13 protein-coding genes are annotated in these 15953 nt (G+C 42.8%); 3 read left to right on the forward strand and 10 right to left on the reverse strand.

Annotation, left to right across the window (positions count from 1 at the left end; all coding sequences use genetic code 11):
- Window positions 1-3: 3 nt before the first annotated feature.
- The 7 genes from GDZ68_RS00575 to GDZ68_RS00605 form a co-directional block, all read right to left on the reverse strand.
- Complete coding sequence (locus GDZ68_RS00575; RefSeq protein WP_153720330.1) at window positions 4-1014, reverse strand: ABC transporter substrate binding protein; 1011 nt, start codon at window positions 1012-1014, stop codon at window positions 4-6.
- Window positions 1015-1269: 255 nt separating this feature from the next.
- Entirely contained in the window at window positions 1270-2013 is a 744-nt protein-coding gene (locus GDZ68_RS00580; protein ID WP_153720331.1) for an amino acid ABC transporter ATP-binding protein, read from the reverse strand.
- Between the two features lie 13 nt (window positions 2014-2026).
- On the reverse strand, window positions 2027-2686 hold the full coding sequence (locus GDZ68_RS00585) for an amino acid ABC transporter permease (RefSeq protein WP_153720332.1): 660 nt from the start codon (window positions 2684-2686) through the stop codon (window positions 2027-2029).
- A gap of 87 nt (window positions 2687-2773) precedes the next feature.
- Window positions 2774-3586 carry an amino acid ABC transporter substrate-binding protein gene (locus tag GDZ68_RS00590; protein ID WP_153720333.1) on the reverse strand — a complete coding sequence of 271 codons (813 nt, stop codon included), beginning with the start codon at window positions 3584-3586 and terminating at the stop codon, window positions 2774-2776.
- Window positions 3587-3736: 150 nt separating this feature from the next.
- Window positions 3737-5134, reverse strand: a complete 1398-nt coding sequence (locus GDZ68_RS00595) for a SpoVR family protein (RefSeq protein WP_153720334.1) — start codon at window positions 5132-5134, stop codon at window positions 3737-3739.
- A complete protein-coding gene (gene yhbH / locus GDZ68_RS00600; protein WP_153720335.1) occupies window positions 5131-6294 on the reverse strand; it encodes a sporulation protein YhbH in 1164 nt (387 codons plus the stop codon). Before yhbH ends, GDZ68_RS00595 begins: the two co-directional genes overlap by 4 nt.
- Before the next feature lie 741 nt (window positions 6295-7035).
- Window positions 7036-8931 carry a PrkA family serine protein kinase gene (locus tag GDZ68_RS00605; RefSeq protein ID WP_153720336.1) on the reverse strand — a complete coding sequence of 632 codons (1896 nt, stop codon included), beginning with the start codon at window positions 8929-8931 and terminating at the stop codon, window positions 7036-7038.
- Window positions 8932-9084: 153 nt separating this feature from the next.
- On the opposite strand from GDZ68_RS00605, the gene GDZ68_RS00610 reads away from it, so the two are divergent.
- On the forward strand, window positions 9085-9948 hold the full coding sequence (locus GDZ68_RS00610) for a YitT family protein (RefSeq protein ID WP_153720337.1): 864 nt from the start codon (window positions 9085-9087) through the stop codon (window positions 9946-9948).
- A 65-nt stretch (window positions 9949-10013) separates the two neighbouring features.
- Here GDZ68_RS00610 and purU read toward each other — a convergent pair whose 3' ends face one another.
- The 3 genes from purU to fdhF all read right to left on the reverse strand — a co-directional run bounded on the left by purU (window position 10014) and on the right by fdhF (window position 14522).
- Window positions 10014-10904, reverse strand: a complete 891-nt coding sequence (purU, locus tag GDZ68_RS00615; RefSeq protein WP_153720660.1) for a formyltetrahydrofolate deformylase — start codon at window positions 10902-10904, stop codon at window positions 10014-10016.
- Window positions 10905-11091: 187 nt separating this feature from the next.
- Window positions 11092-11580, reverse strand: a complete 489-nt coding sequence (locus GDZ68_RS00620) for a DUF1641 domain-containing protein (RefSeq protein WP_153720338.1) — start codon at window positions 11578-11580, stop codon at window positions 11092-11094.
- 17 nt (window positions 11581-11597) lie between these two features.
- Window positions 11598-14522, reverse strand: coding sequence for a formate dehydrogenase subunit alpha (fdhF, locus tag GDZ68_RS00625; protein ID WP_153720339.1), 2925 nt, complete (start codon window positions 14520-14522; stop codon window positions 11598-11600).
- Window positions 14523-14783: 261 nt separating this feature from the next.
- Between fdhF and GDZ68_RS00630 the strand changes: the two genes are divergently transcribed.
- Window positions 14784-15125, forward strand: a complete 342-nt coding sequence (locus GDZ68_RS00630; RefSeq protein ID WP_153720340.1) for a DUF2294 domain-containing protein — start codon at window positions 14784-14786, stop codon at window positions 15123-15125.
- 14 nt (window positions 15126-15139) lie between these two features.
- A complete protein-coding gene (fdhD, locus tag GDZ68_RS00635) occupies window positions 15140-15931 on the forward strand; it encodes a formate dehydrogenase accessory sulfurtransferase FdhD (RefSeq protein ID WP_153720341.1) in 792 nt (263 codons plus the stop codon).
- Window positions 15932-15953: the final 22 nt, after the last annotated feature.

Here is a 15953-nt window from a genome sequence, read left to right on the forward strand (position 1 = left end):
AAATTATTCTGTCGTTTCTGCATTCCAGTCTTTCTGAATTTCCAGACCAATCATTTCTGCAGTTTTTTCATTTAACACTAACTTTAAGTTTTGAGGAACTTGTACTGGGAGTGAATCAGGAGTCGCTTCCCCTTTAAGGATCTTCGCAGCCATTTCCCCAGCTTCGTAGCCGATGTCATAGTATTCAAAACCATAAGCACCCAGTCCGCCGCGTTCAACTGAATCGAACTCGCCGACCATCATTGGAAGTTTGTTATCATTCGCTACAGAAACTACAGATTCAAGAGCTGATACTACCGTATTGTCTGTAATGATATAAAGTGAATCTACTGAACCAATCAATGACTCAGCTGCTTGTTTTACATCAGCAGAAGTTGCAACTGATGCTTCCACTACTTCCATATCCATATCTTTTAAAATTTCTTTTACTTGGTCTACCTGCAGGCGAGAGTTTTGCTCTCCAGAGTTGAAGATCATGCCTACTTTTTTCGCACTAAGCTCTTCTTTCAAAAACTTCATAGTATTCGAAATCGCTTCCGGATGGTTATCGATAGTTCCCGTTACGTTGCCGCCCGGCTCTTCATTGGAAGCAACCAATTCTGCAGCTACTGCATCTGTTACAGAAGTAAAAATAATAGGAATATCCTGTGTCGCACTTGCTGCTGCCTGTGCACTTGGCGTAGAGTTAGCAAAAATCAAATCCACACCAGCTCCAGCCAGGTTGTTTGCAATTGTAGAGTTCGAGCTTTGATCATTCTGCGCGTTCTGCTTATCATACTCTACATCCAATCCTGCATCTTCAATTGCTTTTTGGAAACCTTCAAACGCAGAATCCAAAGATGGATGTTCGACAATTTGTGTAACACCAATCGTGTATTTTTTTCCTTCGCTTTCTTTATCATCATTTTTATCGTCTGACGATGAACCTGATGACTCCTTATTCCCTCCGCATGCAGCCAATACAAGCACGATACTGAATAGTGCAGCTGCGTAAGTCATCCAACGCTTCTTCATTCAAAATCCCCCTATACTTTTCTCTCTACTGCCCTGTCGTTTTATTCAGAAAAGGCAATAATTATACGTTATCGTACACTCTAGTTACCTATACGTCAATGCATTATTCAATATTTTAAGTAAATTCTCATAAGTCAAGAGACATTTTACGAACAATTATTTATAAATTCCGATAATTAGGCATGCAAATGTCTTTTCAAAAGAAATCAGCCAAGCGCATACTTTCTGTGCTTGGCTTTCGTTCCTCTTTATTTCCTATAATTCGTAGTTCAAAAATTGCTTTGTGCGCTGCTTCTTCGGTGTCTGAAAAATGTCACGAGGCGTCCCTTCTTCTACAATCTTTCCTTCATCCATAAAGATTACTCGGTTCGCAACGCTGCTCGCAAACTCCATTTCGTGCGTGACGACAATCATCGTCATATGCTCTTCAGCAAGTTTTTTCATGACAGACAGTACTTCTTTAGTCAGCTGTGGATCCAGAGCCGACGTCGGCTCGTCAAATAATAAAATATCAGGATTCATCATTAGTGCCCTGGCTATTGCCACGCGCTGTTTTTGACCGCCTGAAAGCCTCGACGGCAGTTCGTCACGTTTATCTGCAAGCCCTACTTTTTCCAGTAGTTCAATACTCCTGTCACTGTAAGCTTTCGCCTGCTCTTTTTTCACCAGTTTCGGCGCCAATTCCAAATTCTGCTTCACTGTCAGATGAGGGAATAGATTGAATTGCTGAAACACCATCCCCATCCTCGCAATGATTTTTTTGCTGTCCGCAGGCTTTGCATAGACACCGTCACTTACCAGATTATCACCGTCAACAGTAATACTTCCGCCGTTAACTTCTTCCAGCTGAATCAAGCTTCGCAGCATCGTGCTCTTGCCTGATCCCGACGGACCGATGATTGCCAGCACATCATTTTTTTCTACTGCAAAAGTTAAGCCCTTCAATACTTCTAACGGGCCGAATGACTTCTGTAAGTTGTTTACTTCAATGAAAGACATACCTTTTCTCTCCTCAATCGTATTGCAGCTTTCTCTCCAAATATTTAAATATAATTGTCAATCCAAAGGCAATCAGCAGATAAATACCGGCCGCGATAAAAAATGGAATGATCGTGAAATCCCGATTGACCACTGTCTGTGCATAATGCAGTAATTCAGGCACCGCGACTGCATACAGCAATGCTGTGTCCTTGACTAACGACACCGATTCATTTGCGACAGGCGGCAGCGTCACACGGAACATCTGGGGCAGAACGACCCGGACGGTTGTCTGCCATTTTGACAGCCCCAGTACTTGCGAAGCTTCATATTGTCCTTTATCAATCGAGATCAGCCCGCCGCGGAAAATTTCAGCGAAGTAGGCTGCATAATTTAGGATAAATGCCAGTGTTGCAGCAACAAATCGGTCCAAAACCAGGAACTCTCCAATTACCGGCAGAAGTGGCAAACCAAAAACAAAGAACAATAGCTGCAATAACAAGGGAGTCCCACGCATGATATATATATAGGTCTGCGCCAAATACGAGATTGGTTTAATACTACTTCTTACGGCAAGTGTCAGCATAAAACCGATTGGTACTGACAGCACAATTGCGAGTACAAACAGCAATACAGTCGCTTTGGCACCTTGCAGCATCGGGATCAGCATAGACATAAAATATTCTAACGTCATTTTTTATTCCTCCAAAAAGCATAGCAAATTTCTTAATCTCACGAAAGTACAGCTGCAGAAATCGATTCTGCAGCTGCTGTAATCCTCTTAACGAAGCACCTTATCTTCACCGAACCATTCTGTTGAAATTTCAGCTGCCGTTCCATCTTCATTCATTTTATCAAGGGCTTTCTGAAGGTTTTCCAGCAATTCTTCATTACCTTTCTTCACACCGATGCCGTATTCCTCAACAGCTAATGAACCGTCAAGCTTTTTGAAGACACCTTCTTCTGTGGTCATATAATAATCAATGACTACTTCGTCAATGACAACCGCATCCAGACGGCCTGTTTTCAAGTCTGTCAATGCCAGAACGTTATCCGCAAATTCCGTCACTTTTTTAACTTTTTCATGTATCGGATCACTTTCAAGCGCCGGGCCGGCTGAAGACAGTGCCTGCAAGCCAACTTCTTTGCCATCTAAGTCTTCTACTTTTTCTATGTCTGAATCTGCTAATGTCACGACTACTTGATTATTATCCAAATAAGGTTTTGTAAACAGCACTTTTTCCTTACGCTCATCCGTAATCGTATACCCATTCCAAATTAAATCAATTCGGCCGCTGCTCAATTCAGTTTCTTTCGTTTTCCAATCAATCGGCTGGAATTTTGCTGTAGCCCCCATATGCTCGACAGCCGCTTTAGCCATATCAATATCAAAACCTACCAGTTCATTTTTATCGTCTCTAAAGCCCATCGGTGCAAACTTATCATCGACTCCGATGACAATTTCCTGACTTTTTTGGTCTGTTTCTTTGTCTGTTTCAGAGCCTGTACTGTTCTTGTCAGAAGAATCTGCCCCGCATCCCGCGATAAGTAATAACACTGCTGTAAACCAAAACGTGAAAATGGTCTTTTTCATAAAATCCCCCTCTTCCTTTTAACGCTTTACCTTAGTAAAGAATTAATATACTATAAAAATACCATTAGATACTCAAAATGAAAAGCCCTAAACTACTGATTTCTTTTTGCCAAATAAAAAAAGAATAGACAGCAGCCTATTCTTTCTCTTTTATTTAGTTCTGCGGAACACTTTGTGGCCGTCATAGGAAAATATAAGCGGCTTGTTTTCAAGCACTGTTTCAAGATGAACAATCCGGCCCCACAGCTGATGAATGAATGGCAGCACATGCTCAAGATAAGGAAGATCGAGCTCTGTCTCTTCATATCGGTGCACCAGGTAAAGTTCCCCGTTACGCATATAATCGCCGTCCTCTACGACAATATACGGAAATCCGCCATTGACACGCATATTAATCAGCTGGCTGCGAATTGATTCCGCTTCCTGATTGGACACCTTATACATATTATCCTGTTTCTGAAATACATATAAATCTTCTGATTTAATCAAATCATTTGATAGATAATTCCGAATAAAAGATGTGTCATTTTCAATTTCGCGTGCTTCAAAAATCTTTTCACGGCCTGTCATTGCCCGATCACCGAGTTCTGCCGCTTTCTTTGCCAGCAGATCCTGCTTTCTCTCGATATCTTCATACATTTTAACGCCTAAGTAATATGGATTAATGGATGTTTTTGACGGTTGCAGCACATTCGCATTAAGCTTTGCAAACTCGATTGTTTCCGATGGAGACAAATCCATTTTGCGCAAGATTTTCTGATGCCAATAAGAAGCCCAGCCTTCATTCATGATTTTCGTCTCCAGCTGCGGCCAGAAATAGAGCATCTCTTCGCGAAGCATTGTCAGAATATCCGACTGCCACTCTTTCAGATTGCGGCTATTTTCCAGAATGAAAAGCAAAAGGTCCTTTTCTTGCTGGACCGGATGTTTTTTGTGCATTTCGATCGATTGCTGTCCTGTTACTGTTCGCTGATCAAGTTTCCACAAATCATCATATTCAGACTTCCTCGGATGCTGTGTTTCAAAGGCATCTGCTGAGGGTTTGATATCCCGTACTATGCTCGGATCCACATGCTCCTGAACAGCGAGCACCGCATCCAGGAACTCTTCCACCTGCTGCTTACCGTAGCGAATTTCATAATCTGCTATGCGTTCTGCCGTTGCCGCCATACTTTCAACCATGTCTTTCCGCGTCTTGGAAAAATAAATATTATTTTTAAAGAAATCACAATGTGCCAGAACATGCGCGATAATTAATTTATTTTGAATCAGGCTGTTTGTATTAAGCAAGAATGCATAGCAGGGATTGGAGTTGATGACAAGCTCGTAGATTTTGCTAAGCCCGATATCATATTGAAGTTTCATCTTATGAAACTGCTTGCCAAAACTCCAGTGCGTAAAGCGGGTAGGCATGCCATATGCACCAAACGTGTACAAAATATCCGCAGGGCAGATTTCATAGCGCATTGTATAAAAGTCAAGTCCGAATCCGTTTGCGATCTCTGTTATTTCATCAATTGCCTGTTCCAATTCCCGGTATCCAGTCAGCGGAATCCCTCCGTTCGCTTTTCAAAAAACTTCTTTAGCGCAAAGTAGACATCACGATTCTTCTGTAAAATATAATAATTGAATTTTGGATGCTCAATCGATTTATATGCCGACATCAGTGTCGACATTCTACGATGCTCATTGACTTCGGCATAACCGAACATATTGGATATTCTCAATAGCTCCTCGACATATTCAAGACATTTACGATTATCACTCGTCATGTTTTCTCCATCTGAGAAGTGTACCGGATAAATATTATAACTGGCTGGAGGATAAGATTCCTTGATGAGATAAAGAGCTTTTTCATATGCTGACGAACACTTAGTCCCGCCGCTCTCTCCTTTATTGAAAAAAATTTCTTCCGTCACAACTTTCGCTTCTGTATGGTGTGCAATGAATTCAATATCCACCGTTTCATATTTCGTGCGCAAGAATTTCGTCATCCAGAAAAAGAAACTTCTTGCCATGTACTTTTCGAACTTCCCCATCGAACCGCTTGTGTCCATCATCGCCAGCACAACGGCTTTTGACTGATGTTTCTCTACGGGATTCCACGTCTTAAAACGCAGATCATCTTCTAAAATCGGTGCAATTTCCGCTTTCCCCTCCATTGCATTTCGTTTAATTGCAGACAGCAGCGTTCGCTTTTTATCCAGATTTCCAATCAAGCCTTTTTTTCTGATATCTGTAAAATCGATGTCTTCAATTGTTGTGGCAGATTGTTCTTTCTGCTCTAAATTAGGCAGTTCCAGCTCTTTGAAAAGCATTTCTTCAATCTCTTCTACTGTCACTTCTGTTTCATATATATCCTGCCCCGGCTGATCTCCCGCTTCTTTTCCTGTGCCTTGCTGCCCTTTTTGCTGTTCTCCCTGTGCTACAACATCTCCAATTTTGCTGTCGCCTGTTCCCTGGCCGACATGCTTGGACTTATCATGATTATAGCGTATCTTAAATTCGTCCAGAGAACGGATTGGAATTTTAACGACATTTTTACCGTTGGATAATATTATGTTTTCTTCACTGATTAAGTCTGGTAAATTACTTTGCAAAACCTCTTTAATTTTATCCAGATGGCGTTGCTGATCCTGATGACCTTTGCGATGGAGAGACCAATTTTCCTCGGTAACGACAAATCGACTTTTCTCGTTTTCTTCCATTCGAATCCCCGCCTATCTCTCGTACAATCTGTTTCCCCTATCATATGCGGCAGACTTTTAATTATTGACTAAATGTTCAGGAAACACAATTTAGTTGGTGTGGTGTCGTTGCTCGACTTTGCAAGAGATTTAAACGAAGTGTGTGTTTGCAGTTTAAACCCGCTTCGGCGCTGGGGGATTGCCTTACGCCATGAGCCAACTGGCAAAGAGCGCGCCAGCAGTCTCACAGCAACGGCCGACCCCGCAGTTGCGCCTTCGCTGGCGTGAGGAATGTATGTCATTCTGCTTTTTGCAAAGTGTGAGTCTAGTTAATGTATTTTCGTTTTTCGACTTTGCAAATGAATAGATCTTGATCTCAGCATTTATAGAATGCTAAGTATTGCATGAAACACCGCACCTATCGTAATTATCAAATGGCTTGCTCATACCGCCACTCACATAAAATGTATTAAAACACCAGACAGTGTACCGGAGTGGAAGGCAAAACCACTCTGGGAGGATCAGTCCGATAGGATGAGACAACTAAAGGGAGCGAACGAAAATAATGTGCAGAAGGAACTCTGTCTTGCCTTAATTTCTGCAAAGACCGCAGAAATTAAGGCAAAGCGAACCCTTCGCTGTTCGCTTGGCTCACCGAGGGCCCTCCCGAAAGCGTCCGCCTGGAACGCAGGGAAACGGTCTCATCCCACTTACCAATTCTTTAGGCCAAAAAACAAGGCCTATATTCAGGCCTTGTTTATATCACCGATTTAACAGACTGCCTACATAGCGCAGCAATTCATTTGCTGAAACAGAGTTATAGCCATGTTCATCGACCAAGCGTGCGACTACTTCATTCATCTTCTTGAGCTGAGTCTCGTCAGGTGTCGCAGACGTCGTTGTAATCTTGACGACATCCTTCAGATCGGCAAATAGCTTTTTCTGAATTGCCTCGCGCAAACGGTCATGCGAACGATAATCAAAACGCTGATTCTTTCGCGCATATGCAGAAATTCGAATCAAAATTTCTTCTCTGAATGCTTTCTTCGCATTTTCAGATATTCCGATCTGCTCCTCCAGCGAACGCATCAATTTTTCATCCGGGTTCACTTCTTCACCTGTCAGCTGATCACGCAATTTATTTTTATTGCAGTACGCTTCTACATTATCCAAATAGTTATCCATCAACGTTTTCGCTGATTCTTCATAAGAATAGACAAATGCTTTCTGTACTTCTTTCTTTGCTATTTCGTCGTACTCTTTTCGCGCCATCGATATATAGTTCATATAAGTATCACGGTCTTCAGCTGAAATCGATGCATGCTGATCAAAACCATCCTTCAGACTGCGTAACACATCCAGCGCATTGATACTGGGCACTTCTTTACGGATAATTGCTGATGAAATCCGGTTGATTACATAACGCGGATCAATTCCATCCATGCCTTCATCCATGAACTCATTTTTCAATTCTTCTGCGTCCGCATCATTGAAGCCTTCCACATTTTGACCATCATACAGACGCAGCTTTTTTAAGCGGTCAATTCCTTGCTTTTTAGATGCTTTTAATCGAGTCAAGACAGAGAAAATAGCAGCCACACGCAACGCATGCGGTGCAATATGAACATGTGAGATATCACTGTCGCGAATCATTTTCTCATAAATTTTCTCTTCCGCACTCACTTTAAGATTATACGGAATCGGGATGACAATCAGCCTGGAGTGTAATGCTTCATTCTTTTTATTGCTGATGAAGGAGCGATACTCCGTTTCATTCGTATGGGCAACAATCAGCTCATCTGCACTGATCAGCGCAAATCTGCCTGCTTTAAAATTCCCTTCCTGTGTCAGCGACAGTAAATGCCAGAGAAACTTCTCATCCAACTTCAGCATTTCTTGGAACTCCATCATACCGCGGTTTGCAATATTTAATTCGCCGTCAAAACGGTACGCCCGCGGGTCAGATTCGGAACCATATTCTGCAATTGTGGAAAAGTCGATGCTTCCTGTTAAGTCAGCAATGTCCTGCGACTTGGGATCAGACGGTGTGAAAGTACCGATGCCCACTCTTCGATCTTCTGAAAATAGCACTCTCTCAATTAATACTTCTTCTATTCTGCCTTCATATTCTTCTTCGAGACGAAGTCTGTTTAAAGGAGAAAGACTTCCTTCCACACGAATCCCGTACTCTTCAAAAAATGAATCACGCAATGCCATTGGTATCAAATGAAGCGGATCTTCATGCATCGGGCAGCCTTTAATCGCATAAACAGCCCCCTTATCAGTCCGTGAATACTCTTCCAAACCGCGTTTCAGCATCGTCACAATCGTGGACTTTCCACCGCTCACCGGTCCCATTAACAGTAAAACACGTTTTTTAACATCCAGGCGCTTGGCTGCCGGATGAAAATATTCTTCTACGAGTCGTTCAATAGATTCTTCTAAGCCGAATAACTCTTCATTAAAAAAGCTGAAAACCTTTCGTCCATTTTGTTTCTCGATTCCTGCACTTTCAATCATTTCATATATTCTCGAATGAGCCGTCTGTGCAACTTCTTTACGTTCCTTCAGCAGTTCCAAATAATCTTTGAACGTCCCTTCCCACTTCAACTCATTTTCTTCTTTACGATAGTTATGCAATTGATTAATAATATCCAACGTCTCTCCTCCAATTAGGCTATGATGTATCATCGTATGCGCCAGAAAGAAAAATAATTACCTGCGACTGCAGAGAAATAACAAGTTGCGACTAGGTTCTTGCTATATATTCCGTTAAGATAGAAGGTACAGGATGTAGAAAAGGAGAGTTTTATGAACAAACAACATAAAAAAGAAAGTACCGGTCATTTGATCAGACGATATTTATTCATATCGATCGGCGTTGTGCTGACCGCTGTTGCATTAGATTTATTTCTTATACCGAACGCAGTCATTGACGGAGGCATTATTGGTATTGCACTTATATTGAATTTCATTACGGGGATGCCTTTTGGTATTCTGATCCTCATTCTCAATCTGCCGTTTTTATTTTTCGGATACAAACATATCGGAAAGAACTTTTTTATCTCTTCTTCATTTGCGATTGCACTGCTTGCAATTGTGGAGTTTCCTTTAAAAACTATCGGGCCTTTCGTTACAGATCCATTGCTTGCTACTGTTTTTGGGGGTTTACTGCTGGGAGCCGGCGTTGGAACGATCATACGCAATGGCGGAGCGTTGGACGGTACGGAAATACTTGGTATATTACTGACGCGTAAAATCCCTTACAGTGTCGGTGAATTCGTGATGTTCTTCAATCTTTTTATTTTTGGATGGGCAGGTTTTGTATTGGGTCCTGAAAAGGCCATGTACTCAATTATCACTTATTATATCGCTTCCAAAGCGATTGATATTGTCATCCAGGGTCTTGATGAAACAAAAGCAGTCATTATCATTTCTGATGAATATGAAGAACTCGGTGAAGCGATTCGTCTACGTTTAGGCCGCAGTATAACGAAATTGCATGGACGCGGCGGCTATTCAGACAATGAAAAAGATGTCATCTATGTCGTTGTCACACGTCTGGAGATTTCCAAGCTTAAACAAATTGCGCAGGACGTTGATCCATCTGCATTTTTAACGATTATGAATACACAGGAAACACATGGAGCGACCTTTAAATCACCGATCCATTAAACGAGTTCCTTCTATATAATAGCAACAGCCTCTCCGCAGTTTTACGGAGAGGCTGTTGCGCATTCTTAATGAAAGACAATTGTTTTATTATCTTCTACAATGATCCGGTCTTCAATATGCCATTTCACTGCGCGTGCAAGTACACGCCGTTCAATTGTACGGCCGATCTTCTTCAGTTGAACTGTATCGTCGCGGTGATCTACACGTTCAATATCCTGCTCGATGATCGGACCTTCATCCAAATCATTCGTAACATAGTGGGAAGTTGCCCCGATCAGCTTTACTCCGCGTCCAAAAGCTCTTTCATAAGGACGTGCACCGATGAACGCCGGCAGGAAGGAGTGATGAATATTGATTATCTGATTTGGAAAATGGCTGACGAAATCAGGGGTGAGAATTTGCATATAACGCGCAAGTATCAACACATCGATTTCATATTCTTCCATCAGCTTAATCTGCTTCTGTTCAACTTCCTGGCGAATGTCTTTATTCGCAGGAATATAATGGAATGGAATGCCCAGTGCTTCGACCATATCGCGTGCATCTTCATGGTTACTGATGACAACAGCTATTTCCGCATTCAAGTCACCGTTCTGCCATTCCCAAAGAAGTTCCATCAGGCAATACGGTTCTTTTGAAACAAAGATTGCCGCTCTTTTTAACTCAGCAGCATAGGAGAATTTGTATTCCATACTATGCCCATCTGCGATACCACGAAAATCTTTCTCAAGTTCTGCCTTTCGTTCAAGCAGATTTTCTAAATGAAATTCAATACGCAGATAGAACGTTCCGCCTTCAGGATCAGTTGAGTACTGGCTGGATTCTACGATATTTGCTTGGTGTTTCAGCAAAAAAGTCGAGACGGCCGAAACGATTCCCGGTTTGTCGGAGCATTTAATAAGTAATCTTCCGATATTCCGCATTGCTGATGATTGCTTTTCAAGGTGTGCTGACATTTTACTTCTTGTTGACATGTATTCTCCATCTCCTACTGGGTAAGTTGTGATGACCGGTTACGATTATGGCAACGAACCTCATCCAACTTCTATAATCAATAAATTCTCCAACTGCCTGAGGTGGCAGCTGGAGAATGTTTTACTTCTATATAGTATGAAGGAAGTCTTCCTTTTTCGCAAAGTTTTGTTATTCGGCTGGAGTATCTAATCCTTTGCCCATTCCCTTTAGAATGTTGAGTCCGAAAGTAAGCGCCCGGTTAATATCAGGATCGTTCACTGATTTCAATAATTGAAGAGCACTGGTTTTATGATTTTGCTTAATTCCCTGCTCCGCTTCCTGTAAACCGCGCTGCGCACTCTTTGTCAGCTTCTGAATAGTCGCCGGATCAATTTCTGTCAGCGCGCCGGCAGCTGCCATGACGTTATTGAGCATATTGGTTACGGGCTCACGTGATATTTGACCAACAGCAATGCCCGTAATTTTCTCTTTCGCCTGAAGCATCGCCTGCAATGCATCCAGCGCGCCGATGTCATGAAGCTCCCCTGTGATCTCCATAATCTTCTGCAGTGACTCTTCTTGTTCTGCAATCAGTTTTTGAAGATCCGCCAGCTTCTCCTGCTGAATTTCCATCTCTGTCCGTTCAATTCGTTTAATAGAAGTTATCGGTGCCGCCATTCCTTTCACCTCCTGAATTATTGATCTGTTAACTGGATATACCCGGGGCGTTTCCATTTCCGCTCTACTTCCACACCGTTTTGCGGATGTCTTTTCTTATCGCGGTGATTGCTTTTAGGCAATGGATTATCGCCTTCTTTATCAAGTACTTCCATGCGTACCTTTGTCTGCTTATAGGCTGGTGTATTCGTACGCTGATCTGTCGCAGGACCTGTCAGGAAATTGATCGCAGATTCTTTGCTGACAGAGTTCATAGGCAGGAATAATTCGTTTTTCTGCACACGGTCTGTAACAAGTGCCGGCAGTTTCAATGCACCGTATGGAGAGATCAGACGGACATAAGTACCTGTCACGACTTTCCGCTCTTTTGCAAGTTCCGGTGAAACTTCCACAAATATATTGGGAACTTTCTCCTGGATCCCTTCGGATTTATTGGTCATATTCCCTTCATGGAAATGCTCGAGCATCCGGCCATTATTAATATGAAGATCAAACTCATCGTCGAATTTCACAGGCTCTACCCAGTCAGACAAGGCAAAACGCGCCATTTTATCAGGAAAATTAAAACCGTCTGTATACAGAAGCGGTGTACTTTCTCCTTCCAGACTGCCCCAAAGGAAACTGCCCCAATCTTCGAGTTCTTCGTAAGATGCCTGGCTGAACATCGGGCTCAGACTTGTCATCTCTTCAAAAATATCACGCGGATGTGTGTAATTCCAATCATATCCGAGACGTTTGGCCACTTCCTGAATGATCCACCAGTCCTGGCGTGAGTCGCCTTTGTTCGGCAGTGCTTTATACAGACGCTGCACGCGGCGTTCGGTATTTGTAAATGTTCCGTCCTTTTCCAATGAAGGAACCGCCGGCAGAATAACATCTGCATATTGGGCTGTACGGGAGAAGAAAATATCCTGCACGACTAAGAAATCAAGTTTAGATAAAACATCATGAACATAATTGGCATTCGAATCAACTAACGCCATATCTTCTCCGACGATATACATGCCTTTCATCTTGCCGTCATCAATCGAATGAAGCATCTGGATATTATCCAAACCCGGCTTCCCTTCAATTTTCACACCATATGCGTGTTCAAACTTTTCCCTCGCCGCATCATCCGTCACATGCTGATAACCCGGAAGCCAGCCCGGCAGACTGCCCATATCACAGGCGCCCTGTACGTTATTATGGCCGCGCAGCGGATAGGCGCCTGCACCTTCGCGGCGGTAATTCCCGGTAGCGAGAAGCAAGTTTGAAATTGCTGCTGATGTATCAGACCCGCCTGTATTTTGAGTGACACCCATTCCCCACAGCACACAAGTGCCATCCGCATCGCGGATTAATTCAGCTGTTTGAATCAGCACCTCTTGTGAAATCCCTGTAATTTTCTCTGCATACTCAAGTGTATAGCGCTCTAATACCTTTTTGAAATCTTCGAAGTGATGAACATTTTCATCAATGAAACGCTGATCATGCCAGCCTTGATCAATCAGATATTTTGTAACCGCCATCAGCCATACCTGGTCTGTCCCTTGCTGCGGTGTCATGAAGATATCTGCACGCTCTGCCATTTCATGTTTTCTGAGATCAGCGACAATTAATTTCTGCTCATGCAGTTTATGCGCCCGTTTTACACGTGTTGCAAGAACTGGATGTCCTTCTGCAGGATTTGCCCCGACAATGATGACCAGTCCGGCTTTCGCGATATCCTTAATCGTTCCGGCATCTCCGCCCATCCCGACCGTTCTGAACAATCCATCGGTTGCAGGTGACTGGCAGTAGCGTGAGCAATTATCCACGTTATTGGTTTCAAATACCTGACGTGCGAACTTTTGAATGACGTAGTTTTCTTCATTGGTAATCTTGGAAGAAGAAATTACGCCCACACCGTCACGTCCATGTTCTTTTTTTATTTCTCCCAGTTTTTGAGCAACCAGATCCAGTGCTTCTTCCCATGAAGCCTCGACAAATGCATCACCTTTACGGATTAGAGGAGATGTGATCCGCTCTTCACTGTTGACAAAATCCCAGCCGAATTTTCCCTTGATGCAAGTGGATATTTGGTTGACCGGCGCCTCATGGACAGGTTGAATTTTCAAGATTTTTCGGTCTTTCGTCCAAACCTCATAAGAGCAGCCAACTCCACAGAACGTACAGACGGTTTTTGTTTTATTGATTTTCGATTCTCTCATCGCCGCCTCTACGTCGGATACTGCCATAATACTGCTGTAGCCCGGCTCGACATCTTTGATCAGATCGATCATCGGATCCATCAGTTCATCATCCATCTTCGTCATGAATCCTGCTTCGCCCAGCATAGTTTTCTCCATTAAGGCATTACACGGACAAACCGTAATACAATGTCCGCATCCAACACAGGAAGAATCATTGATTTTCGCTCCGCCATCCCACAGCACAATCGGACGGTCGCGTTTCCAGTCCATCGACAGTGTTTCATTGACCTGAAGATTCTGGCATACTTCCACGCATTGACCGCAGGCGATACACTGATTAGGATCATAGCGGTAGAACGGATGAGTGAAATCAACTGCATCTTTCGTACACTTCGGCTCGTATGGATACTTTTGATGCTCGACTTCCATCATCGCCACCGTGTTATGCACTTTACAGTTGCCGTTGTTATTATCACACACTGTACAGTACAGTAAATGATTTTCCAGGATTCGGTCCATTGCTTCTGTCTGTGCAGCCTTTGCGCGTGAAGAATCCAGCCGGACATCCATACCGTCGGCTGCTTTCGCGGAACAGGCACGCATCAATTCACCGTTTACTTCTACGATGCACGTATCGCAAGTTTCGATCGGATCTACTTCCGGTAAATAGCAAATCTGCGGGTGTTCTATTTTATTGGCATTGATGATTTGAATGATCGTTGACCCTGGAGAAAAGTCAAAGGGCTTGCCGTTGATTGTAATTGACACGTCTGCGTCCCCCTTCTCAAATAAAAATCCACCATGAAAAAGGCCGGTATATCGGCAATTTTCATGGTGGAATAGTTTCTTAACAGGACTTGCTAAAGAACCAATCCATATTTAATATAACAATAGACAATAGATAATAATTTGGCATTCACATACCAGACTATCATCGATTCACTATTTAGTATAAAGTAATATAACAATTAATACAATGCCTATAAATTAAAATTTTGATTATTCAGTAAACGGAATCGAGGGAAACCCATGAAAAAGATCCATGTGTTCAATGATATTATCAGAAAGCTGCGAAAAGACCTGTTTGGAAAAGGTCCGGAAAGAATCCATACAGTCTTCGTAGATAATATGGCAGTCTCTACGCTGTACGGCAATTTGACGCCGACTGAAAAGTTTATTGCCAGCACCCCGGAAGGAAGAGAAATGGTGCACCGCGCACGCACAGGCATGATTCAGGCGGTCTACGCAAAAGCACCTCCGGAGGGACTGGAAGAAATAGTCGAAGCTCAATTTTTACACTTATTCAGTGATTTCAAAGTGGATGATGATATTGCTGTCTCGGTATTTTTATTTGACAGATCGATCGAGTGAAAGGGGGAAAAGATGTGGAGCAGCAGCAAAAACGGCCGATTATACGCTATCAGAATGGACAGTTTACTGTAAAAGAAGATCAAGTGGCTGTAGAATATGCGATTACCATCAGACTGAATGATAAAGAATTCGCCACCATCGTCTGTACCCCTGAATACATCGAAGATATGGTGGTTGGTTTTCTTGCATCTGAAGGAGTAGTGCCGAGATGGGATCAGATCAAAGACATTCGTCTGGATAAGGAAAAAGGAATAATCGATGTGCATACGGAAACAGTATATCCATTTTTTGAACAGCTGCAGAATAAACGCTATATTACCTCTTGCTGCGGGATGAGCCGGCAAGGGTTTGTCTTTGCCAGCGATGTTTTAACAGCAAAAAAGATGGACAGCATCTCTGTGCAATTGACAACCAATCAAATTTTCTCACTGATGAACGAGATGGAAGAACAGGCGGAGATGTTCCGGCATACTGGAGGAGTCCATAATGCGGCACTTTGCCAGCCGGATCAATTGCTTTTATCGCGAATGGATATCGGCCGGCATAATGCGCTGGATAAAATCTATGGACACTGTCTGAAAAACAAAATTTCCGTTCGGAATAAGATTATTGTTTTCAGTGGTCGCATCTCATCTGAAATTCTTCTGAAGGTGGCAAAAATCGGCTGTGAAATTGTATTATCAAAATCGGCACCGACCGAATTAGCACTGACATTGGCTGAAGATCTGGGGATTACAACAGTTGGCTTTATCCGGGGTACATCTTTTAATTTATACACACATCCCGAACGTATACTAACGGATTAACTGGAACCTCTCCCAAGTAAAT

It is taken from the genome of Sporosarcina cascadiensis (assembly GCF_009650995.1).
Lineage (GTDB): Bacteria > Bacillota > Bacilli > Bacillales_A > Planococcaceae > Sporosarcina > Sporosarcina cascadiensis.

Bases quoted from the DNA above. Each gene is read 5' to 3' on its own strand.
- GDZ68_RS00575 (WP_153720330.1), bottom strand. From the start codon at position 1,014: ATGAAGAAGCGTTGGATGACTTACGCAGCTGCACTATTCAGTATCGTG.
- GDZ68_RS00580 (WP_153720331.1), bottom strand. From the start codon at position 2,013: ATGTCTTTCATTGAAGTAAACAACTTACAGAAGTCATTCGGCCCGTTA.
- GDZ68_RS00585 (WP_153720332.1), bottom strand. From the start codon at position 2,686: ATGACGTTAGAATATTTTATGTCTATGCTGATCCCGATGCTGCAAGGT.
- GDZ68_RS00590 (WP_153720333.1), bottom strand. From the start codon at position 3,586: ATGAAAAAGACCATTTTCACGTTTTGGTTTACAGCAGTGTTATTACTT.
- yhbH (WP_153720335.1), bottom strand. From the start codon at position 6,294: ATGGAAGAAAACGAGAAAAGTCGATTTGTCGTTACCGAGGAAAATTGG.
- GDZ68_RS00610 (WP_153720337.1), top strand. From the start codon at position 9,085: ATGAACAAACAACATAAAAAAGAAAGTACCGGTCATTTGATCAGACGA.
- purU (WP_153720660.1), bottom strand. From the start codon at position 10,904: ATGTCAGCACACCTTGAAAAGCAATCATCAGCAATGCGGAATATCGGA.
- GDZ68_RS00620 (WP_153720338.1), bottom strand. From the start codon at position 11,580: ATGGCGGCACCGATAACTTCTATTAAACGAATTGAACGGACAGAGATG.
- GDZ68_RS00630 (WP_153720340.1), top strand. From the start codon at position 14,784: ATGAAAAAGATCCATGTGTTCAATGATATTATCAGAAAGCTGCGAAAA.